At 59.0% G+C, this 18,231-nt stretch carries 21 protein-coding genes; 10 read left to right on the top strand and 11 right to left on the bottom strand.

Features of this window, described 5'->3' with window-relative positions:
- The first annotated feature begins 1 nt into the window (after position 1).
- Entirely contained in the window at positions 2 to 868 is an 867-nt protein-coding gene (locus tag BLR72_RS18095) for a protein-L-isoaspartate O-methyltransferase family protein (protein WP_175492397.1), read from the top strand.
- Here BLR72_RS18095 and BLR72_RS18090 read toward each other — a convergent pair.
- Positions 859 to 1,746 carry a DMT family transporter gene (locus tag BLR72_RS18090; RefSeq protein WP_091950767.1) on the bottom strand — a complete coding sequence of 296 codons (888 nt, stop codon included), beginning with the start codon at positions 1,744 to 1,746 and terminating at the stop codon, positions 859 to 861. The genes BLR72_RS18095 and BLR72_RS18090 overlap by 10 nt on opposite strands.
- Positions 1,747 to 1,752: 6 nt before the next feature.
- Entirely contained in the window at positions 1,753 to 2,169 is a 417-nt protein-coding gene (locus tag BLR72_RS18085; protein ID WP_027230562.1) for a VOC family protein, read from the bottom strand.
- 164 nt (positions 2,170 to 2,333) lie between these two features.
- On the opposite strand from BLR72_RS18085, the gene BLR72_RS18080 reads away from it, so the two are divergent.
- Positions 2,334 to 2,495 carry a Thivi_2564 family membrane protein gene (locus BLR72_RS18080; protein WP_091920228.1) on the top strand — a complete coding sequence of 54 codons (162 nt, stop codon included), beginning with the start codon at positions 2,334 to 2,336 and terminating at the stop codon, positions 2,493 to 2,495.
- Here the strand turns inward: BLR72_RS18080 and BLR72_RS18075 are convergent.
- A complete protein-coding gene (locus BLR72_RS18075; protein ID WP_091950766.1) occupies positions 2,492 to 3,385 on the bottom strand; it encodes a LysR substrate-binding domain-containing protein in 894 nt (297 codons plus the stop codon). The two genes, BLR72_RS18080 and BLR72_RS18075, sit on opposite strands and share 4 nt — an antisense overlap.
- 122 nt (positions 3,386 to 3,507) lie before the next feature.
- Between BLR72_RS18075 and BLR72_RS18070 the strand changes: the two genes are divergently transcribed.
- Positions 3,508 to 3,750 carry a hypothetical protein gene (locus BLR72_RS18070; RefSeq protein WP_091950764.1) on the top strand — a complete coding sequence of 81 codons (243 nt, stop codon included), beginning with the start codon at positions 3,508 to 3,510 and terminating at the stop codon, positions 3,748 to 3,750.
- 3 nt (positions 3,751 to 3,753) lie between these two features.
- Here BLR72_RS18070 and BLR72_RS18065 read toward each other — a convergent pair whose 3' ends face one another.
- From BLR72_RS18065 to BLR72_RS18055, 3 genes are read right to left on the bottom strand one after another with little or no spacing between them, the layout of a single operon-like run.
- Positions 3,754 to 3,942 carry a hypothetical protein gene (locus BLR72_RS18065; RefSeq protein ID WP_027230559.1) on the bottom strand — a complete coding sequence of 63 codons (189 nt, stop codon included), beginning with the start codon at positions 3,940 to 3,942 and terminating at the stop codon, positions 3,754 to 3,756.
- Positions 3,943 to 3,987: 45 nt separating this feature from the next.
- Entirely contained in the window at positions 3,988 to 4,389 is a 402-nt protein-coding gene (locus tag BLR72_RS18060) for a (R)-mandelonitrile lyase (protein ID WP_027230558.1), read from the bottom strand.
- Positions 4,389 to 4,760, bottom strand: a complete 372-nt coding sequence (locus BLR72_RS18055; protein WP_051614635.1) for an ArsR/SmtB family transcription factor — start codon at positions 4,758 to 4,760, stop codon at positions 4,389 to 4,391. Before BLR72_RS18055 ends, BLR72_RS18060 begins: the two co-directional genes overlap by 1 nt.
- A gap of 121 nt (positions 4,761 to 4,881) precedes the next feature.
- On the opposite strand from BLR72_RS18055, the gene BLR72_RS18050 reads away from it, so the two are divergent.
- Positions 4,882 to 6,066: an MFS transporter gene (locus tag BLR72_RS18050; protein ID WP_091950762.1), complete on the top strand. Its 1,185-nt coding sequence runs from the start codon at positions 4,882 to 4,884 to the stop codon at positions 6,064 to 6,066.
- Between the two features lie 15 nt (positions 6,067 to 6,081).
- On the opposite strand, the gene BLR72_RS18045 is transcribed toward BLR72_RS18050, so the two are convergent.
- Positions 6,082 to 6,849, bottom strand: coding sequence for a helix-turn-helix domain-containing protein (locus BLR72_RS18045; RefSeq protein WP_162737147.1), 768 nt, complete (start codon positions 6,847 to 6,849; stop codon positions 6,082 to 6,084).
- Between the two features lie 478 nt (positions 6,850 to 7,327).
- On the opposite strand from BLR72_RS18045, the gene BLR72_RS18040 reads away from it, so the two are divergent.
- From BLR72_RS18040 to BLR72_RS18025, 4 genes are read left to right on the top strand one after another with little or no spacing between them, the layout of a single operon-like run.
- Positions 7,328 to 8,500: an MraY family glycosyltransferase gene (locus BLR72_RS18040; protein ID WP_139202552.1), complete on the top strand. Its 1,173-nt coding sequence runs from the start codon at positions 7,328 to 7,330 to the stop codon at positions 8,498 to 8,500.
- A 43-nt stretch (positions 8,501 to 8,543) separates the two neighbouring features.
- Positions 8,544 to 9,356: a glycosyltransferase gene (locus BLR72_RS18035; protein ID WP_091950859.1), complete on the top strand. Its 813-nt coding sequence runs from the start codon at positions 8,544 to 8,546 to the stop codon at positions 9,354 to 9,356.
- Positions 9,353 to 10,024 (top strand): YdcF family protein, encoded by a 672-nt coding sequence (locus BLR72_RS18030; RefSeq protein ID WP_175492396.1) that lies wholly within the window; start codon positions 9,353 to 9,355, stop codon positions 10,022 to 10,024. Before BLR72_RS18035 ends, BLR72_RS18030 begins: the two co-directional genes overlap by 4 nt.
- Positions 10,025 to 10,084: 60 nt before the next feature.
- Positions 10,085 to 10,675, top strand: a complete 591-nt coding sequence (locus tag BLR72_RS18025; RefSeq protein ID WP_091950754.1) for an LbetaH domain-containing protein — start codon at positions 10,085 to 10,087, stop codon at positions 10,673 to 10,675.
- 25 nt (positions 10,676 to 10,700) lie between these two features.
- Here the strand turns inward: BLR72_RS18025 and BLR72_RS18020 are convergent, their stop codons facing one another.
- From BLR72_RS18020 to BLR72_RS18010, 3 genes are read right to left on the bottom strand one after another with little or no spacing between them, the layout of a single operon-like run.
- Positions 10,701 to 11,909, bottom strand: coding sequence for a glycosyltransferase (locus tag BLR72_RS18020; protein ID WP_091950752.1), 1,209 nt, complete (start codon positions 11,907 to 11,909; stop codon positions 10,701 to 10,703).
- Positions 11,906 to 13,162 (bottom strand): glycosyltransferase family 4 protein, encoded by a 1,257-nt coding sequence (locus tag BLR72_RS18015; protein ID WP_091950750.1) that lies wholly within the window; start codon positions 13,160 to 13,162, stop codon positions 11,906 to 11,908. The genes BLR72_RS18020 and BLR72_RS18015 overlap by 4 nt, the downstream gene beginning before the upstream one ends.
- A complete protein-coding gene (locus BLR72_RS18010) occupies positions 13,159 to 14,418 on the bottom strand; it encodes a glycosyltransferase family 4 protein (protein ID WP_027230554.1) in 1,260 nt (419 codons plus the stop codon). The genes BLR72_RS18015 and BLR72_RS18010 overlap by 4 nt, the downstream gene beginning before the upstream one ends.
- A 371-nt stretch (positions 14,419 to 14,789) precedes the next feature.
- On the opposite strand from BLR72_RS18010, the gene gmd reads away from it, so the two are divergent.
- Both gmd and BLR72_RS18000 read left to right on the top strand, forming a co-directional pair.
- The gene (gene gmd / locus BLR72_RS18005) at positions 14,790 to 15,860 is read left to right on the top strand and encodes a GDP-mannose 4,6-dehydratase (protein WP_091950748.1); all 1,071 of its coding nucleotides are present in this window, start codon (positions 14,790 to 14,792) and stop codon (positions 15,858 to 15,860) included.
- Positions 15,853 to 16,842 (top strand): GDP-L-fucose synthase family protein, encoded by a 990-nt coding sequence (locus tag BLR72_RS18000; protein ID WP_091950746.1) that lies wholly within the window; start codon positions 15,853 to 15,855, stop codon positions 16,840 to 16,842. Before gmd ends, BLR72_RS18000 begins: the two co-directional genes overlap by 8 nt.
- Before the next feature lie 125 nt (positions 16,843 to 16,967).
- On the opposite strand, the gene BLR72_RS17995 is transcribed toward BLR72_RS18000, so the two are convergent.
- Positions 16,968 to 18,230 (bottom strand): polysaccharide biosynthesis/export family protein, encoded by a 1,263-nt coding sequence (locus BLR72_RS17995; protein ID WP_091950745.1) that lies wholly within the window; start codon positions 18,228 to 18,230, stop codon positions 16,968 to 16,970.
- Between the last annotated feature and the right edge of the window lies 1 nt (position 18,231).

Below are 18,231 nucleotides of genomic sequence, written 5' to 3'. Positions count from 1 at the left end.
CATGACTGATTCCGAAGACTTGAAGCGCATAAGGCGAGCCTATGCCAGCAAGGTGCTGGCAAGCGTTGGCGTGGACAACGCGCGCATCGAGCGGGCCTTTGCCGAAGTGCCGCGGGAGGACTTTCTCGGTCCGGGTCCATGGCCGATCATCAGGTATGGACTGGGGTTTGGTCTCAGCCCCGATGACGATCCGGTTCACCTCTATACGGATGATCTCGTTGGCATAGCGCCAGAGCGGCACATCAACAATGGCGAACCGTCATTGCATGCCCACCTCCTCTGGCACGCAAACATCGCCGAAGGCGAGCGTGTCGTTCATATCGGCACCGGCACGGGCTATTATACCGCGATCATGGCGCATCTCGGGGGACCTTCAGGACATGTTCTCGGCATTGAGATCGAAGCGGATCTTGCGGTGCGCGCGAAGCAATATCTCGCCGGTTATCGCAATGTCGAAATCGTTCAGGGGGATGGCACGAAACGATCGTTCGAGCCCGCCGATGTGATCTACATCAATGCCGGCGCAACCAGGCTCGATGATGGCTGGCTCGATCGTCTCAACGACGGCGGCCGGCTTCTTCTGCCGCTCACGACCGACGATGGCTTCACGCTGATCGGCTGTGGCTCGCGTCCCCGCGGCGCCGTATTCCTTATTACCCGCCAGGGCGATGCGTACACTGCGCGGGCAATCTCGGGCGTAGCGATTTATCCCTGCGCAGGAATGCGGGACCCAGAGTCCGAAAGAGCCCTGGCCATCGCATTCGGCAATGGCGAGCTTAAGCGCGTGACGCGCCTCTACCGTTCAAACGATATACCCCCCGAGCGTTGCTGGCTCGAGGGAAAGGGCTGGTGTCTCTCCTATGATTGAGACAGTGAAACGGCATCCTTGTTGCGGACAGACGTTCGGTTCTTGAGATTGAGAAGATTGCCGCTGAGGATGAGGACTGCGCCGAGTGCGGTGAACATATCCACGCGCTCCGCATAGATCAGCCAGCCGAGAACGGCCATCAGGGGTACCCGCAGGAAGTCCATCGGTATCACCACCGTTGCGTCGGCATATTGCAGCGCCTTCGCCATGCAGAAGTGCGAAAACGTGCCGGTAAAGGCGATGATGACCACCCACGGCAGAACGTGCAAGGACGGCCACTGCCACACGTGCAGGGCGGGCAGGAGGCCGATCGCCGATTGGATGATCAGCATCCAGAAAATAATCTTCACGACGCTGTCCGTTCGCGTCAGTGATTTGACCATTGTAAAGGAAATGCCGAAGGTGAAAGCCGCGCCAAGCACGATCAGCTGTCCGGTTTCGACCGAACCGATGCCTGGGCGGACGATGATGACCACGCCGACGATGCCGAGGATGATGGTGAGGATGCGCCAAATATTGAGGCGCTCGCCGAGGAAGGCAACCGCCATCAGCGCGGTCCAGGCCGGCGTCGTGAACTCTATAGCGATGACCTGCGCCAGCGGAATCATCGACAGGGCCTGGAGCCAGGCGAATTGTCCGGCATAATGCGCGGCGTTGCGGCCGAGATGCTGCCAGATGCGGCTCGTCTTCATGGACCTGACGCCGCCCGAAGAACGGACGAGCGGATAAAGCATTGCAAGACCGATCAGCGAGCGCATCTCCATGATCTGGAAGACATTGAGCTCGCGAGAGGCTTCGCGGCCGGATATAGCCATCATGAGGATCGCCGTAAGCGATCCCATCATCCAGAGGGCAGCCTTCAGTGTGGATTGCGGCATGATGAATTATTGCTTGGCGTAAATTCCGGCGAAATCCGCAAAACCTTTGACTTCGATCGGATTGCCCGAAGGATCGCGGAAGAACATGGTCCATTGCTCACCCGACTCGCCCTTGAAGCGCACGGTCGGCGGCATAACGAACTCCACGTCGGCCTTGGCGAGGCGCGCGGCCAGATCGTTCCAGACATCAAGCGGCAGAATGACGCCGAGATGCGGCATCGGCACCATGTGGTCGCCTACCTTGCCCGTATTGGTGGTTTCGAACGGCTTGCCGAGGTGCAGCGAAATCTGATGGCCGAAAAAATCGAAATCGACCCACGTGTCAGTGCTTCGTCCTTCCTCGCAACCGAGGATTGATCCGTAAAAACGCCTCGCCTCGTCGAGATCGGTGACGTGGTAGGCAAGGTGAAACAACGAGCGCATGGGAAATCCTGATCAATGGCGGGGTGCGGCGGACGCTAACAGCAAAAAAGCAGCCAAACAAACCTATTCCGCTGCCAAGTCATGGATTTCATGGAACCAATATAGAAAGCAAGGAGTTATCTGAGGCTACACTCATATGGTTCCCCAAAAACAGGAAGTTTATAATGTCGATTTTGATCAGTCTCTTGATCACCGTTCTGGTGATCTTCCTCGTTCTTTACCTCATCCAGATGCTGCCGCTTGACGGGCGCGCGAAGCAGATCGCCCAGGTCATCGTCATTGTGATCGGCATCATTTCGCTGCTGAAGTATCTCGCGGTCTTCTAAGCCTCTTCAGCAACAGGCTCCAACTGGCCGAGAAGCCAGTCCCGGAAGGCGCGGATTTTGGGCACGTTGCGCCGCGCCTCCGGATAAACAAGCCAGTAATAGTGGTCGGCAGTGCCGACAATATTGAACGGCTGGATAAGCAGGCCTTGTGCAAGCTCGGTTTCGTAGAAGGCCGGGGTAAGAATGCCGACCCCTTGGCCGGCAATGACCGCTTTGCCTTCAAGGTGCTGATCGCCGAAACGGCTGCGGGGGTCGCCGCGCAGGTCGGGATTGGCAATTCCGGCGGCATTGAACCACAGGCGCCACCACGGATCGCCGGGATCGACGATCGTCAGCCTCAGAAGGTCCTCGGGTGATTTCACGCCCCCAATCGACGCGGCAAGCTTGGGACTGAGCATCGGCGTAAAATCGGCATCGAAAATACGGTGCGCGACGAGGCCCGGCCATTTTCCGCTGCCCGAACGTATGCCGATGTCGGCGTCTTGTCTTGAAAAATCAATGATTTCCCGGTTCGCCTGCAGGCGCACCGCCAGGTTTGGTTGCGCGAGTTGGAATGATCCAAGCCGTGGCACGAGCCAGTTCGCAGCGAATGTCGGGATCGTGCTGATGGTCAATACGCCGTCGGCATTCTTGCGCGTCGCGGCTATGGCCGCCCGCATCATGTCGAACGCGTCGCTGATGACCGGCGACAAGCGGGCGCCGACCTCTGTCAGGGTGACTTGGCGCGGGCGGCGAAGGAACAATTGCGCGCCGATGCGCTCTTCAAGGAGCTTGATCTGATAGCTGACCGCAGCTTGGGTCATGCCGAGTTCTTCCGCGGCCTTGGTGAAACTGCCGTGGCGGGCGGCGGCTTCAAACACCCGGATGGAGGCAAGCGGAGGTAGGTTCATTCACGTCTCACATAAGCACTGCTTATGCATGCTACTTGGCGTTTTGTTGGAAAACAAGGCGGAACGGGCGCATGTTCGTACCACCCAACTAAAATCGCCAGGATTGAATTGGAGTTGAGACCATGAACACTATCACAACCCACGCCGCTCGTACCGTCGGCCACTTGACGCTTCGCGGCCTTCTGAGCAAGCCCGGACGCCAAAACCCGGTCGAACGCCGCCCCGTCAGAATCGACGCCGAAGAGTTTTCCGATCACATGCTGCGCGATATCGGCGTGATTGACGGCCGTCCGGCCCGCGGCGAGCGCGCGGGCGAGGATGATCTTGGCGCGTTGCTGCGCGACGGGCCGAAGCGGTTTCTATAGAGTCTAGGAGTCGAAATCGGTTTCGAGCTGCTTTTCCAGTGCAACAAGGTCATCGGGCAAGGGCATGCCCATAGCCCGGAGCTCGTTGAGCTTTTCACGCAGGTTCTCGTGAATTTCATGGGCATCGGTGGGCCGCTGGACCATCGCTTCGAGCAAGAGGGCAATTTGCGCCTTGATGTCTTCGAATGCCATGTTGTGTCCTTTCACGCCGTACACTGAGTAGTTTATGATAACAGATTATTCCTGGCCGGAGTATTGGCTGTCGGAGACCTTTTCCATCCACTCCGCAGCCTTGCCTTCAAGCCTCTCCTGCATGGCAAGGTGCGCCATATAGGTATCGGGCGCGGCGCCATGCCAATGTTTTTCGGCCGGCGGAATCCACACCGTATCGCCGGCCCGGATTTCGCGGATCGGTTCGCCCCACACCTGTACGAGCCCTTTTCCCGAAACCACGTGCAGCGTTTGTCCTAGCGGATGGGTGTGCCAGGCGGTCCTGGCTCCGGGCTCGAAGCGCACAAGAACGGCCTGAAGCCGCGCTGGGGCGGGCGTCTCGATGATAGGGTCCTGCCAGACCGTTCCGGTGAAATATTCCTCCGGGGCACGACGCGAAGCGACCGAGCCAATTGCTTTGATTTCCATCACATACCTCGCGCAGTTTCCGGTGCTGCCGGATAGTCCAAAACCTCATGCGTTTGCATTGCCGCAGCCGACGTGACCACCGAATCCAGAAATCCCGGGAACCGGTGCTCAAGATCATCGCGGCGCAATGTCAGGAGGCGGCGCGTGCCGTCCGGGCGAACGTGTATAATGCCGGCCTCGCGCAGCTTTGCCACATGATAGCTGATGGCCGTCTTGGAGCCCAGCTGGAGAAACTGCCCGCAAGTCATCGCTTTTTCGCCGTTACGGGCAAGAATGGCGATGATGGCAAGGCGGGTTTCGTCGCCAAGCGCAGTCAGGACGGCCGGCAGCGCGATGTCTTCGGCCGTGGGGTGATCGAGATATTCTGTCATACGAATTTAATAGCAATTGGCAGGAGAGTTTTCAATGTTCAATATTTGTTGAACTTTAGGCTTGACTCCTGCAAGGCCCAGGCGTTAGTTCAACGTTCATTGAACATTTAGGTGAACTCCCATGGATATTCGTCTTTTCGGATTAGCGCTTGGTGCATTCGCCATCGGTATCGAAGCATTCGTGGCGGCAAGTCTTCTGCCGCAGATCGCCGGCGATACGGGGGTCACTTTGGTCCAGGCCGGCTATCTTGTCGTGGCCTATGCGTTTGCCTATGCGATTGGAGCCCCGGTTGTTGCCGCGCTCACCGGCTCGCTCGACCGCCGCACGATTCTGGCCGGCAGCGCGACGGTTTTCGTAGTTGGCGCGCTGTGCGCCGCCGTTGCGCCGACATATCTGCTTCTCCTGCTTGCTCGCCTCCTGATTGCGGTGACCGCAGGTCTATACGCGGCGACGGCGCAGGCAACAGCGGTCGCCATTTCGGAAGCCCATCATCGTGCCCGCGCGGTTGCTGCCGTCGTCGGTGGCACCACGCTTGCTGTCGCGTTCGGCGCACCGCTTGGCGCTGCTATCAGCGCTTTTGCCGGATGGCGCGGCACCTATGCCTTCATCGCGCTGATCGGTCTGATTGCAGCGGTTGTCGTCTGGTCGCTTTTGCCGCGTGGACTTTACGCAGACCGACTTACTCTGTCCCAGCGCCTTTCAGTGATCCGCCACCCCGGCCTCATGCCGGCGCTGCTGACCACGCTGCTCTACATGACCGGCGCTTTTGCGGTTTACACCTATATTGCAGCGATTGCCGTTGACGGCGTAGGCCTTGGCAAGTCGATGCTGCCCGTGGTTCTCCTATCGTTCGGTATCGGCGCGGCCATCGGTAATTTTTTGGGAGGCCAGTTGGCTGACCGGCTCGGTGCGACCCGCACTGTCGTCGCTGCCTCGGTCCTCAATGCCGTGGTGCTGGCGACCGTAAGCTGGATCATGCAATTGCCGCACGAAATCGCCGGTCCCGTTCTCATCGCGCACATGTTCGTCTGGGGCGTGATCGCCTGGATGTTCCCGCCGGCGCAGGCGAGCCGGATCCTGACCATCGCGCCGGAAAGCGCGCCATTGGCGCTCTCGCTTAACTTCTCCGCGCTCTACCTCGGCGTTGCTTTCGGATCGATGATAGGCGGCCAGATCCTTTCCCATGTCGGGCTGATCCATCTTGGATGGCTGGGCGCGCTCTTCCCGGTGCTGGGGCTCGCAGTGCTCCGATTTGCGGGCGCAACGTCCCGCAAGGAGAAATTGTCGATGGCTCGATTTGGCTAGTGCCGTCCTCGTTCTCTAGTGAACGACCGTCGTATCGAAGGGCTTCAGACCGTGGTGCTCCATGCTGTCGCGATAGATCGCCGTCGCCTGGGTGCGGTTGTGCGCGCGCAATTTGCGGATGAGATTGTGAACATGCACCTTGACCGTATGCACCGAAAGGGCAAGGCGGTCGGCAATGATCTTGTTCTGCAAGCCCTCGGAGAGAAGTTGCAAAATCTCATGTTCGCGCAGGGTCAATGTCTTTACCGGCCAGGCATTCATTGATGTATGCTTCGGCTGGGCGCTGAACGGCGTCTGAGCCTTGACCTGTGTGCCGTTTGCAGCCTTTGCCATCGAGCGAACAATCGTTGACGGATAATATTCGCCGCCGTTGAGCATCAGCCAGACGACCGCCAGCCACGCATCAAGCTTCAGGCTGAAAGGCAGGAGGCCCTGCACCAGATTATTGTCGAAGAGCGTGTTGAATTCCGGAATGGACGCACTCGTGTCATCGATCATCAATGTCACGTAAGCATCGGGAAAGCGTATTTTGCAGCGCGCGATACAGTCGATGAGGTCGGAGACAAAATCGGCGTGGATCATGACCAGGCCGATTGCGTCGTCGTTTTCGCCGGAGTCGGCAAGCTTGTTTGAAAGGTCGACCTTGAGATCGGGAAACGTTCGTTCGAGTGATTGCACAAGGCCCTGGAAAACGACTCCAGCCTCGGCATAGATGAGGATGCCGCTCTTGAAATTCGCTCCGCCCTCGTTCGGGGAGCCGTTTTGGATTTGGTCAGTCCTCATACGCGCCACCGTCACACTCATGATCCTACCCTACGCCATTTGATGAGAAAAAAGCCGCCAGATTTTGTTATGATTCGATTGGAATCGCCCCCGTCCCAAGGCCGATTCGTTGCGGCTAACCCCTTGTATTTCATGTTAATCGGCAAGGGTAATGGACCAAACGTGACGCGGGCGTGACGCGAAGGTGCGATGTACGCGCGCGCGAGGCCGGACACGTCTATTCCGATCATTTCGGGGTTGACGCGTTCGGCTAACAGGTCACGGGAAGCGCTTGTTTTCCCACGAGCGACGTTCTTTCACTCCACCAAAGGGACACACAAGTTCGAGCCGGGTTCATCCATCAGGTGGAACCTCTTCTCACTTCTCCTAAATGGCGCGCAATCACTCCCGCCGGTACTGTTTTCCAAAATCCACTCGGTTTGGCCGTGACAGGTGAACACACCTTGCATGGCGAGTGTTCAATTCGCGGGGGTGCGCCTTGTTTGCATGGATCACCAATTGTTTTGCAGCATTGATTGTAAGTGCTGCGCTGGTCGTAATATTGAAACGGGTGTCGCCTGTGTTCGCCCTCGTCGATCATCCCGACCGGCGCAAATTGCACGATGGCGTCGTTCCGCTCTGCGGCGGCATTGCTATCTTTGCAACCTTTGCGCTCGTCATGATGTTGCACGACCACGCGCCGTCGCTTCCCGTCAATTTTTGGGCAGGTCTTTTCGTAACTTTGGTGGTCGGCATAACCGATGACCGCGTCGATCTGCCGGCCGTGCGTCGCCTGGCTGCGCAGTTTCTGGTTGCCCTGACGCTGGTCAATCCTTTTTCCGGAGCTACTATTGTCACCGGCATTGCCCTGCCGCCAGCGCTGCTGGCCATATCGTTTCCGCTTCTGACCATCGTCGCGATTCTCTTCGTCATAGGTCTTATCAATGCCTGGAACATGATCGACGGCGTCGATGGCCTTGCTGGCGGCTGCGCCGCAGTCGCCCTGTTATGGCTGTCGGTTATTGCTGGCTTTAAGGGCGTGACGGAGCTGATCCTGCCAATGCTGGTGCTTCTTGCGGCTGTGGGAGGGTTTCTTGCCTTCAACATGCGCAGCCCATGGCTCGCGCGCGCCAAGATATTTCTCGGCGATGCCGGAAGCACCGCGCTTGGTGCGGTCATTGCCTATTTCATCATAACCCTGTCCATCCACGCCAACATAGCTTTCACCGTGCTGCTCTGGATCGTCATTGTTCCGGTCATCGATACGTTGAGCCTGATCGTGCGCAGGGTCCATGCCGGCCGCAGCCCGCTTGCTGCTGATCGCTGGCATCTCCACCACCTCCTGCTCGACCGCGCGATCCCGCCCGCGAAAACCACACTGACGATCGTTGCGGCTTCGGCGGTGTGCGGAGGCATAGGGTGCCTCGGCATCATTCTCGGCATCTCGAACCTTGCCATGACACTGGCGCTGGTGGTGCCGTTCCTCGTGCACAGCGCCTTCGTCTACGCAACGCTGTCGGGGCGCTCGACGACAGTTCAGCGCCCGCTGGCGCCGGTGCAGAAAATGTCGGCCGTTTCGGCAAGCGCTATTCGGCCCGACCTCAATTTAACCCACACGTCCGTGCAACCGGCCAAGCCCACCCGGCCTGGCATCCTTTCGGACGCAGTTTGACGACCCAAGAAACCGGAGCGAGACAGTGATTTCTGCATTGATCATGACCCTCAACGAAGAAGAGTGCCTGCCGGCCTGCCTGGCATCCCTCAGCTGGTGTGACGATATCGTCGTGCTGGATTCGTTCAGCACCGACCGCACCGTCGAGATCGCCAAGGCCGCCGGGGCCCGCGTCTATCAGCACAAATATGAAACCGAAACCAAGCAGCGCATGTATGGGCTGAAGGAGATCGAGTTCAAGCACGAATGGGTCTATATGCCCGATGCCGACGAGATAACGCCTGACGATTTGCGCGACGAGATGCTGGCGATCGCCGCTGATCCGAACCGTCCTGAGGCGATGTTCAGCGCCCGCTACAAGAACATGTTCATGGGACGCTGGGTCAAGCACTCGAGCCTCTACCCGACCTGGATCACGCGGCTTGCACGTCCTGAACGCATCCAATATGAGCGCGAGTGCCACTCCCGACCCGTTGGCGATGGTCCGACAGGCCGCCTGAAGTCGCATTTCATCCACTACAGCTTCAACAAGGGCATGGCGGCTTGGTTCGATAAGCACAACCGCTATTCCGGCTTTGAAGCGCGCGAATCGCTGCAGATCCTGCGCAGCAAAAGCATCCCCTGGCACAGCTTCTTCAGCGCCACGCCGGAAGCAAGGCGCAGGGCGCTCAAGGAATTCTCCTATCGTCTTCCTTTCCGGCCGCTGGCACGATTTGCCTACATGTACTTCCTTCGCGGCGGATTTCTCGACGGATGGCAGGGCTATCATTACTGCCGCCTCATTGCGTCCTACGAATATATGATCGTTATCAAGATGCGGGAACTGCAGCGGCGAGAGCTTGGCCTTTCGATATGACCGCAGTCAACGCGCATTCTGTGACGGTATCGGACGAGCGCGTGCGACGCCTGCCGTTACGGGAGTACGTCTTTCCGGCCATCGGACTTGTTGCGGTCCTGACAGTTCTTTCCGTGCTGTCGCTTCCGCTCCTCGCGCAGAGGTTCCTGACCATTCAGGACCAGCCGGCCAAAGTCGATGTGATCGTCGTCCTTGGCGGCGACGGCCCGGCGCGCGCCAAGCTTGCGGCCAGTCTGTGGCTTGGCAAGTTTGCGCCGCGCGTCCTTATCAGCGGCGATGGCGATTGCTACTGGATCAAGACCGCAATGGTCGAGCGCGGCGTCGATGAAAAGGCCATCGACGTTGAGTGTCAGTCCGGCACGACATGGGAAAACGCGCTCTATTCGGCTCCCTACGTGAAGCGAATGGGCGCTCGCAGCGGCATCGTGGTGACAAGCTGGTATGCTTCGCGGCGAGCGATCACAAGTTTCGACGCCGCGTCGCCGGACATTCACTGGCTGTCCGTCCCGGTGACAAATCAGCAGCCCATGTGGAAACTGGCAATCGGCACCGACACCTACCTGCAAAAGGAATTCCCGAAATTGATTTGGTATACCGTGCGCGGTTGGCTGGGGCTTAATTCGACATTCGTGCCGGCGCCGTTCCCATCGCGGGAGGTCCGGGCATGAACGTGACTCGGCAAACGTGGCACATGGCATCAAACAGAACTGGTAAGGCGGGGTAAGACAATGCGCTCACGTTACAACGATCCGGCATTCGACGCAGCGAGCGCGCCTTTGCCGCGTCTCGGCGGAGCGACATTTGCTCTTAGGTTCCGCCTCATGCGCCTCCTTTGGATGGTATCGTGGACGCTCCTTGCATCGTGGACGCCTTCGCCGCTCAGTCCATGGCGGGGTTGGCTGCTGCGCAAATTCGGCGCCCGGATCGACCCTTCGGCCATTGTCAGGAGCAGCGTGAAGATCTGGTGGCCCGGCAACCTCATCATGGGCAAGCATGCATCCATGGGGCCGGGCGTGATCTGCTACAACGTCGCCGAGATCACGATCGAGGATTTCGCCATCGTCTCGCAGCGCACACATCTCTGCACCGGAACGCACGACGTGGACGATGCGGATTTTCCGCTGAAGAGCCGGCCGATCACAATCAAGACCAACGCCTGGATCGCGTCCGAAGCATTTGTCGGCCCCGGCGTCGTCGTCGGCGAAGGTGCTGTCCTCGGTGCGCGGGGCGTTGCCATGCGCAAACTCGATCCATGGATGATCTATGTCGGCAATCCGGCGCAGCCGGTCAGGGCGCGCAAACAACCAGCCAACGGCTGAGTGTCAGCCCTGCATATCCAAGCGGCTATGAATGGTCGGGAGCGACGCGGAGATTTGCTGAACCGGTCGCTGCGCTGAGGCTCGGCGATGCGTAGCCCTGGAGCGTCAGTTCCGCAACGCGCGGCCACGTATAATTCTCACGCACGAGACGCTTGCCGTTCTCGCCCATGATCGCGGCCATACCCGGATTGTCGAGGATATCGCCGATCGCTGCGGCAACATTCGCGGGCTCGAGCGAAACGACTGCGCCGGCGTGGGCCGTCCTGACTTCTGGAAAATGACAAGGCTCGCTGATCACCACCGGCAGGCCGCAGGCAAGGGCTTCGGTAATGGCGACGCTAAAGCCTTCCTGGCGGCTCGGCAGGCAGAAGCACGCCGCATCCATGAGCGCCCGTAACTTTTCCGCGCCATAGATCGGTCCGGTGAGATGAACCCGGTCCGTAATTCCGAGGTCCTTGACGAGGCTAACGAAACCATCCTTCGCACCGCCGTCCGGTCCCGCAACGGCAAGATCGACGTCAGGGTGGGATCTGGCCACCATCGAAAACGCCGCGGCCAGGATATCGAGCCCCTTTTTCGTATGAAGGCGCGACAGGAACAATACGACCCGCTTGCCTTGCAACTGCGGAACGCGCTCGGCAAAATATCCCTTGCCTGGCAAATCGGCGAATTCTTCGAGGAATATGCCGTTCGGAATGACCAGCCGTGGCGGGGTCAGTCCCAACGGGTCAAGCAGGTTTGCTTCGTCCGTGTTGAGCGTGTGGATGAACTTTGCCCCATTCAACATCTTGCGGTAGCCAAGCAGCAGCGCCACACGCTTCTTCAGGCGCTTCTGCCGCATGCTCCAGACATCGAGCATCCCATGCGGTTGAACGCAATATGGTACCTTCAAACTCCGGGCAATGCGCGCGGCATGCTTCAGGATGGGTTCCCAAACGCCATGAATGTGGACGAAAGACGCGTCCTTCAATACGTTCCGAAGCGCTCTTGCTGCGCTGAGCCCGAGAACGCGCTCGATTCTGTCCGGGTCGGCCAGAAGGTGCCAGCGGACTTTTGCAAGGTGCGGCACGTCGTGTGCCGCGCTTAATGCGCGTTGCCGGATATCGCTCCCGCCATAGCTGATGATCTCGACCTCGTGGCCGAGGGCTGCCTGTGCTGCGGCGAGGCGTAAGCAGCCGGCTTGGGGTCCGCCCTGCGCTGGATCGATCGAACTGACGACGTGATATATTTTCATGAAAGCGCGGCCTGGTTGACTGTCTGCTGTTGCGATGGAAGCAGGGAAAGTGCTTCGAGCAAGCGCTCGCCATAGCGCTTGACCGTAAACTCTGCGGCCCGTGTCACCGCGCTTTCGGACATCGCCGCTCGCGTGCCGGGGTGTTCGCTAAGATCAGTCACCGCTTTGGCGATGGCTTCACTGTCACGTATAGGCACGATGAAGCCGTCCACGCCGTCCCGCACGACGCTGCCGGCATTTTCGGTACAGATGACCGGCAGACCTGCGGCGAGCGCCTCATAGATGGCGGTAGCCGAACCTTCGCATATGGATGGCAGGAGGAACACGTCAGCCCATTCATATTCCTTGGCCATTTCAGCGCGGGGCACGATACCGCGCAGTTCGACGGATCGGCCGATCTCGGCCTTGACTTCCGGTGACAATCTGCTTGGGCCAGCCATTCTAAAGGTAGCGGATTTGCCAAGCATACGTGCAGCCTCGGCGACGTAGGGCGAACCTTTGCGCAGGCCGACTTCGCCCACGGTCAGGACCCGCAAGGGACCGCCGATACGGATAATGTCCTGCGCCGGAAATTGCGGATCAATCCCATATGGCACGACGACGCAGCGTTCCGCGCTGCCACCGCGCGCAATGACGTTGCGCCGTACAAATTCCGAAGGGCAGACGATCACGTCGGCAAGCGCCCATTCGGCTTTTTCCCGTTCGGCAAATACCCGCGCATATTGATTCTCGCTATAGGGACCGGCCCAATCGGGAAAACGCGCGTGTTCGCCGGCGACGAGTTCTTCGACAGTGTCCCAAGGCGCGATCATCTGCTCGACCGCGGTCCACATTCCCTGCCGTTTGGCGGCCTGCATTTGCTCCAATGCATCGCCGGCAAAGGCATAGAGGCCGTCGGCGCCGTGGAAGCCGCTCGACGCCACCAGGCGCGAAAACTCCGAACCGGCCCAGATCGTATGGGCCATGTGCTCGATACTGTTCTTTTGCCGCAACCGGCGGATCGCCGACCGGGCGCCGAAGTTCGGGAAGGTCGAGATGAGTTCGGCCGGAACGCCTTTCGGGATCCGCCCTGTCAGGCGCTTGACGGATGACGGAAGCAGACGCCGTGGCAGCTTGTTGACGAGTCGGGGCCATCCCTGAGTAGCACAGATATCCGTATAGAAATGTGCCAGCCGCCCCTCCGAGGCGAAGATGCGTGGCACTGCGTAATGCATGCGCGCACCGAGCTGACTGACGACGACGCTACCGCTCATTCTGCTGGTCCGAAAACTGAGGTTTGCGATGAAGCCGCCGATTGCTGGCGGAACTGGTGCATGACGTCGGACCAGGCTCCAACCGCCCGGTCGCGCGAAAATACGGTGTCGAGCGTGTGCCTGGCATTGATCCCCATCTGCGCGCGGTGCGCGGGCTCGTTCTTCAATCTGAGAATATGATCGGCGAGCCTTTGGCCCTCACCGATCCTGACCGCTGCGCCGCAATCTGCCGAAGCAACGACGCGCGCAACCTCGCCATTACCGTCGCCGATGAACAGCGTCGGACGGCCGGCAGCAAGGACGCCGTAGAACTTGCTTGGAACGATACAATGTTCGAGCCTTGGAATGAGCGAGACGATATGCGCGTCGGCCGTGCTGAGGCTTTCAGCGATGTGTTCGGACGGCTGGAGCGGTTTGAACGTTACGTTCTTGAGGTCGCGGTTGCGGACGATTTCTTCGACATGGGCGCGTTGCTGGCCGCCACCGATCAGGAGGAACCGTATGTCGTCATGGTCGCTGAGAAGCACGGCGGCTTCGATCAGGGTCGAAAAGTCATGGGCACGGCCGAAATTGCCTGAGTAGCCGACGACGAACTTTTCCTGGAGTCCCCAGCGCGTACGCAGAGTGTTGTCGGCGGGAAAGACCGGATAGATTTCTTCCCCGTCGGACCAGTGATGCATGACGCTTAGCCGGTCTTCGTCAAGCCCGTGTTCGGCAAGGTAGGACGCCATCGAAGCGGTGGGACAGACGATCATCGTGGATTTGCGCATCGACCAGTCGCGCGCAACCTTGCTCAGCCTGCCGGCAATGCTCTTTTCGGACAGCATGCCGAGCTCCATCGCCACTTCCGGAAACAGATCCATGACCCAGTTGACCATGCGTGCGCCGCGCCAGCGGATCGGCAGCGCTGTCGTCACGGAAAGGAGTGGCGGGTCAGTGCAGACGACGCAAATATCTCCCTTTTCCAGATTGGCGAGACACCAGAAGAACGCGGAAACATGGAAGGTGAGGTAGTCGATTGCCCGGCCAAGAATGTTGCTGCGCCCAAATCGCGTTGCCCAGAGGCGTTTAACGGTAACCCCACCGACCACCTCATCGGCGGGAAGCTCGATATTGGGATTGTCGTGCATGGTGCGGCTGGCGATGGCGGCAACGTCGAAGCCGCGTCGTCGCAACGCAAACGCGAGCCCTGAAACCATGCGGCTCGTCGCCGATTGATCGGGTGAGAAGTAGCGATTTGCAAAAACGATCTTCATGTGGACCTGCCTCGAGCCATGGCTGTGCCCAGCCCTGAAAACTTGGCTGCGATTGTTGCAGTTCGCAGCGAGCACGGACAGTTCAACAAAGGCACTACGAATGTCGGTGCCCCGTTTCCCGGATCTACCACTTCCGTAGAAGCCATCATCCATAGTCGCCCCTTTTATCGACCGGAATCAGCCCGCTACGCCTTATGTTCCATCGCCCTAGATGCCGCGCCTATCCCTATTGCCGAAGTGTCTCCCGGCCCGCGGTCTCTATAGTGAAACGAGGATTCTTCACTGTTTTCGGTTGCCGTTTCCATTCGGGGAAGCCGGTCCGGAGGCCAAAATGAAAAGAAGCTCTGAGAGCACGAGACCGGGGATAAGATATGACCGCGAAGACCGCTTTGATCATTGGCGTAACAGGCCAGGACGGCGCCTATCTGAGTGAATTCCTGCTCAAGAAGGGCTATATCGTTCACGGCCTGAAGAGGCGCTCCTCCTCGTTCAATACTGCGCGTATCGATCATCTCTACCAGGACCCGCATGAGGAAGACATTCGCTTTCGTCTGCATTTCGGCGACCTGACGGATGCAACGAACCTCTGCCGTGTTGTCCAGGAAATCCAGCCGGACGAAGTCTACAATCTCGGTGCGCAAAGCCACGTTCAGGTCAGTTTCGAAACCCCAGAATACACCGCCAATTCGGATGCGCTGGGCACCTTGCGCCTGCTCGAAGCCATGCGCATCATGAAGATCGAAAAGACCTGCCGGTTCTACCAGGCTTCAACTTCCGAGCTGTTCGGCAAGAGCAAAGAGGCGCCGCAAAACGAACAAACGCCTTTCTATCCGCGTAGCCCCTACGCTGCAGCCAAGCTTTACGCCTACTGGATAACCGTCAATTACCGTGAAGCCTACGGCATGCATGCGTCCAACGGCATCCTTTTCAACCATGAAAGCCCGCTGCGCGGCGAAACCTTCGTCACCCGCAAGATCACGCGCGCTGTTGCCGCAATAGAGCGCGGCCTCCAGGAGAAGCTCCGCCTCGGCAATCTCGAAGCCAAGCGCGACTGGGGTCACGCGCGGGACTATGTCGATGGCATGTGGCGCATCCTGCAGCAGGACCAGCCCGATGACTATGTTCTCGCAACCGGCGAAACCCACACCGTGCGCGAATTCGTCGAAAAGGCCTTTGGCGCCGTCGGCAAGGAAATCGAGTGGGCGGGTTCAGGCGTCGACGAGATCGGTTATGACCGCAAGTCGGGCAAGGAACTCATCGAAATCGATCCGCGCTATTTCCGACCGACCGAAGTCGAACTGCTCCTCGGCAATCCTGCGAAGGCGCGGGAAAAACTCGGCTGGACGCATACGGTCTCGTTCGACTCGCTGGTGACGGAAATGGTAGAATCAGATCTCAGGAACATCATGCGCGAAGAAGGGCGGAACGATTTCTATGGCTGAGACCGGCGATCATCATTTTGACCTGTGCGGCAAGCGCGTCTGGGTGGCAGGGCACACGGGTATGGTGGGCTCCGCGCTGGTGCGGCGCCTGCAGAACGAGGGATGCGACCTCCTGCAGGTCTCGCATGACGAGCTCGACCTCACGCGCCAGGCCGATACCGAGGCCTGGATGGCCAGAGCCCGCCCGGATGCGATTTTCATTGCCGCGGCAATGGTTGGCGGCATTATCGCCAACTCCACCTATCCGGCCAATTTCCTGTACGACAATGCCATGATTGCCATGAACATCATGCACACCGCGCATCAGCTCGGTGTGCAGAAGCTGTTGTGGCTTGGCTCGAGCTGCGTCTATCCGAAATTTGCGGAGCAACCGATCAGCGAAGACTCGCTGCTCACCGGTGCGCTTGAGCCAACCAACGAGGCTTACGCAGTCGCAAAAATCGCCGGTCTAAAGCTTGCCGAGGCTTATGCGCGCCAATATGGCCAGCGATTCATAACGGCGATGCCGACCAATCTCTACGGTCCGAACGACAATTTCGACCTGCAGAACGCACATGTGCTGCCGGCATTGATTCGCAAGATGCATGAGGCGAAGATCGCGGGAAGTTCCAAGGCAATCGTATGGGGTACCGGAACGCCGAAGCGTGAATTCCTCCACGTCGATGATCTCGCCGACGCCTGCGTGTTCATCATGAAAAACCATGCCGGTCCTGAGATCATCAATATCGGCTCTGGCCGCGAGGTCTCGATCGGCGAACTCGCAAAGCTCATAGCCGGGATAGTGGGATACGAAGGCACGATTGTCTTCGATACGACCAAGCCCGATGGAACCCCGCGCAAATTGGTCGATCCGGCGCGACTCGAGAGCATGGGCTGGCGCCCGAGCGTGGCGCTCGAGGCCGGCATTAGCGACCTCTATCTGCGCTGGCAGCAATCCATGCACGTATCTCTCAGCGAAAAGCGCATCGTTACTGCCGCCTAATACCAAAATTCGATCAACCCGCCTGCGCTTCCGGCGCTGGCGGGTTGATCTTTTGCAATCTGGACCCAACGAAGAAGCCCGCCGGGGTTAAAACCGCCGGCGGGCTTCTTCGATTTAATTACTTGCTAATTGATTTTCTTTTCGACCTGGCCCGGCATGGTCAGTTGCGCGCGCAGAATATCGCCCGCCTTGATCGGGTCATGCTCGGAAAGTTCGGTTTCCTTGTAATCGCCATTCACATTGCGAAGCACACTGAACGTGAGTTTGATCGATTCCTCGCGGGTGCTTGCACGCTGCGCGCTTGCACCGATTTCAGACATGGTCTGCACGATGAAGGAGAGCTTCTTGCGCAACCTCATAATGTCGAGGTCGATGTCCCGCAACTGACTGGCTGCGTCGTTCGAGCGCTGCTCGCGCAATGCAAGCAGGTTCTGCTGGATGGCATTCTCATTCTGCTTTGCCCGGGCGAGGAACGAACCAAACTCCAGCGAGTCGCGGCGCATTGCCGAAAGCTGGCGTTGGGTGTCGCGCAGCGTCGACTGCGACGTAAGGCCCTTGTCGACCAGAGTTTGCGAGGCGTTGACATTCTTCTCCAGGAGCGAAATTTCGTCGTTGCGCAGCCGTGTGCTTTCTTCGAGCGTCTGGATCTCCTCGCGGTAGTTCTGCGTCTGGGCTTTCAACGCCTGTTCCTGGCTCGCGAGTGTTGCGAGCCGCAGGTCGAATAACCTGCGTTCGGAATCGACCACGCCCTGGCGCGCATCCGTGTCCTCGGTTGGCGTATCGCTCGAAAGCACATATTCGAAAGGCTTGTCGTCGAGCTCCGCTTTCAGCCGCGCCTCCCTGACTTCTTGGGCGAAGAGCTGGAGGCTGGTGTCCGAATAATCCTGGCGGGCCGCCACGAGCTGCACGCCAGCAGCGTCGATCTTGCCCGCATCCTGTTTCAACCCCCCGCTCAAGGCGAAGAGCTCGAGCGCGATCATGCCGGGACGATACTCATACTTTCCCGGCTTCTGCACGTCGCCGATAACGAATACCGGAGCATATTCCTTGACCGCCACCGAGACCGAAAGGCCTGGTATGTGTTGCAGGAGCGCCTGGCTGATGCTGCCGGTAACTTCCGGGATGCTGTGATCGGCGACCGCAATGTTGCCGAGGATCGGATAGCCGATCGTTCCGTCGACACCGACCGGGAATACCCCGGAGAGGCCGGCGTCGCCATAGACAGTGATCTGCAGCACATCTCCGGACGCAATCTTGTAAGGCTCTTCAGCCCAGGCGGGGGACACCGTCGATGAAAGCAGCAACAGTGACGAAAAAGTCCAGGCTGCCACTGTGCGATTGATGCGAAAGCCGATGCCGTTACTTTTGTTCTTTTGTTTGATTGACATG

Origin of the sequence: Phyllobacterium sp. YR620 (assembly GCF_900104165.1) — a bacterium.
Taxonomy (GTDB): domain Bacteria; phylum Pseudomonadota; class Alphaproteobacteria; order Rhizobiales; family Rhizobiaceae; genus Phyllobacterium; species Phyllobacterium pellucidum.
This window is presented reverse-complemented; position numbering and strand designations above follow the sequence as displayed.

What these genes read in the sequence shown, in the direction of transcription:
- BLR72_RS18025 (WP_091950754.1), top strand. Translation starts at nt 10,085, where the DNA reads ATGCGCTCACGTTACAACGATCCGGCATTCGACGCAGCGAGCGCGCCT.
- BLR72_RS18070 (WP_091950764.1), top strand. Translation starts at nt 3,508, where the DNA reads ATGAACACTATCACAACCCACGCCGCTCGTACCGTCGGCCACTTGACG.
- BLR72_RS18045 (WP_162737147.1), bottom strand. Translation starts at nt 6,849, where the DNA reads ATGAGGACTGACCAAATCCAAAACGGCTCCCCGAACGAGGGCGGAGCG.
- BLR72_RS18065 (WP_027230559.1), bottom strand. Translation starts at nt 3,942, where the DNA reads ATGGCATTCGAAGACATCAAGGCGCAAATTGCCCTCTTGCTCGAAGCG.
- BLR72_RS18000 (WP_091950746.1), top strand. Translation starts at nt 15,853, where the DNA reads ATGGCTGAGACCGGCGATCATCATTTTGACCTGTGCGGCAAGCGCGTC.
- gmd (WP_091950748.1), top strand. Translation starts at nt 14,790, where the DNA reads ATGACCGCGAAGACCGCTTTGATCATTGGCGTAACAGGCCAGGACGGC.
- BLR72_RS18030 (WP_175492396.1), top strand. Translation starts at nt 9,353, where the DNA reads ATGACCGCAGTCAACGCGCATTCTGTGACGGTATCGGACGAGCGCGTG.
- BLR72_RS18015 (WP_091950750.1), bottom strand. Translation starts at nt 13,162, where the DNA reads ATGAGCGGTAGCGTCGTCGTCAGTCAGCTCGGTGCGCGCATGCATTAC.
- BLR72_RS18010 (WP_027230554.1), bottom strand. Translation starts at nt 14,418, where the DNA reads ATGAAGATCGTTTTTGCAAATCGCTACTTCTCACCCGATCAATCGGCG.
- BLR72_RS18020 (WP_091950752.1), bottom strand. Translation starts at nt 11,909, where the DNA reads ATGAAAATATATCACGTCGTCAGTTCGATCGATCCAGCGCAGGGCGGA.
- BLR72_RS18085 (WP_027230562.1), bottom strand. Translation starts at nt 2,169, where the DNA reads ATGCGCTCGTTGTTTCACCTTGCCTACCACGTCACCGATCTCGACGAG.
- BLR72_RS18050 (WP_091950762.1), top strand. Translation starts at nt 4,882, where the DNA reads ATGGATATTCGTCTTTTCGGATTAGCGCTTGGTGCATTCGCCATCGGT.
- BLR72_RS18075 (WP_091950766.1), bottom strand. Translation starts at nt 3,385, where the DNA reads ATGAACCTACCTCCGCTTGCCTCCATCCGGGTGTTTGAAGCCGCCGCC.
- BLR72_RS18095 (WP_175492397.1), top strand. Translation starts at nt 2, where the DNA reads ATGACTGATTCCGAAGACTTGAAGCGCATAAGGCGAGCCTATGCCAGC.
- BLR72_RS17995 (WP_091950745.1), bottom strand. Translation starts at nt 18,230, where the DNA reads ATGTCAATCAAACAAAAGAACAAAAGTAACGGCATCGGCTTTCGCATC.
- BLR72_RS18090 (WP_091950767.1), bottom strand. Translation starts at nt 1,746, where the DNA reads ATGCCGCAATCCACACTGAAGGCTGCCCTCTGGATGATGGGATCGCTT.
- BLR72_RS18035 (WP_091950859.1), top strand. Translation starts at nt 8,544, where the DNA reads ATGACCCTCAACGAAGAAGAGTGCCTGCCGGCCTGCCTGGCATCCCTC.
- BLR72_RS18060 (WP_027230558.1), bottom strand. Translation starts at nt 4,389, where the DNA reads ATGGAAATCAAAGCAATTGGCTCGGTCGCTTCGCGTCGTGCCCCGGAG.
- BLR72_RS18055 (WP_051614635.1), bottom strand. Translation starts at nt 4,760, where the DNA reads ATGACAGAATATCTCGATCACCCCACGGCCGAAGACATCGCGCTGCCG.
- BLR72_RS18080 (WP_091920228.1), top strand. Translation starts at nt 2,334, where the DNA reads ATGTCGATTTTGATCAGTCTCTTGATCACCGTTCTGGTGATCTTCCTC.